We start from the raw sequence: 1,283 nt of genomic DNA, 5'->3' as shown, positions 1-1,283 counted from the left end.
AGCCTGAAGACGATCGCATGCGACGAATTTTTCGATGCGGTGGAAGTGTGCAAAGTCGGGGATGACGAGACGCGCGCGAAAGCGAAGGCGCTTTTGGAGCAGAGCCACCTGAAGGTGTGCTATGGAGCGCAGCCGCGGCTGCTGGGGCCGAAGCTGAACCCGAACGACCTGGACGAAGAGGGGCGCAAAAAGGCGGAGGCCACCCTGATTGAAGCGGTGGACGAAGCGGAATACCTGGGTGCGAAAGGCATCGCGTTCCTGGCGGGCAAATGGGAGGCGGCGCATAAGGAGGAAGCGTATGCGCAGCTTCTGAAAACGACCCGCGCGGTGTGCGATTACGCGAAGGCAAAAGGCATGATGGTGGAGCTCGAGGTGTTCGATTACGACATGGACAAAGCCGCGCTGATCGGGCCGGCGCCGCTGGCGGCGCGGTTCGCGGCGGATATGCGGCTGACGCACAGCAACTTCGGCCTGATGGTGGACCTGAGCCATTTCCCGACCACCTACGAGACGAGCAAATTCGTGGTGCGCACGCTGCGGCCGTACATCACGCATTTCCACATAGGGAACGCGGTGGTGGAGGAAGGATGCCCGGCATACGGAGACAAGCATCCGCGGTTCGGATTCCCGAACAGCGCGAACGACACGGAGGAGCTGGTGGATTTCTTCACGGTGCTGAAGGAAGAAGGATTCTTCAACCCGGCCGACCCGTATGTGCTGTCGTTTGAGGTATCGCCGTTTGGGGACGAGGACGCGGATATCATCCTTGCGAACACGAAGCGTGTGATCAACCGCGCGTGGGCAATGGTGGAAGACTGAGGCGTTTGCCGGATAAGGAGGAACTTTTATGAAAATCGTGATATTGGACGGATACACCGAGAATCCGGGCGACCTTTCATGGGGGGAACTGGAAGCGCTCGGAGAGCTGACGGTCTATGACCGGACGCCGGCGGAGAAGATCGCGGAGCGGATTGGGGACGCGGACGCGGTTTACACGAACAAAACCCCGATCAGCCGGGAGACGCTGGAGAAATGCCCGCATGTGAAGTTCATCGGGGTGCTGGCGACCGGCTACAACATCGTGGATGTTGGGGCGGCGAAAGAACGCGGGATACCGGTGTGCAACATCCCGACCTACGGGACCGACGCGGTGGGACAGTTCGCGATCGCGCTGCTTCTGGAAATCTGCCACCACATCGGGCACCACAACAAGGCGGTGCACGAGGGCAGATGGGAGCATAACGACGACTGGTGCTTCTGGGATTACCCGCTGATCGAGCTTG

The 1,283-nt window shown here is 60.2% G+C and carries 1 protein-coding gene and 1 pseudogene; both read left to right on the top strand.

From position 1 onward, the window contains the following. A partial coding sequence (locus DWV16_RS18310) for a sugar phosphate isomerase/epimerase (protein WP_118480876.1) occupies positions 1–819 on the top strand: 819 nt, incomplete at its 5' end. Between the two features lie 28 nt (positions 820–847). Further along, positions 848–1,283: pseudogene (locus DWV16_RS19720) on the top strand (D-2-hydroxyacid dehydrogenase); the annotation flags it as partial.

It is taken from the genome of Anaerotruncus sp. AF02-27 (assembly GCF_003465835.1).
GTDB lineage: Bacteria > Bacillota > Clostridia > Oscillospirales > Ruminococcaceae > Anaerotruncus > Anaerotruncus rubiinfantis.
The sequence above is the reverse complement of the archived record's forward strand: the minus strand, read 5'-3'. Positions and strand labels throughout refer to the sequence as shown.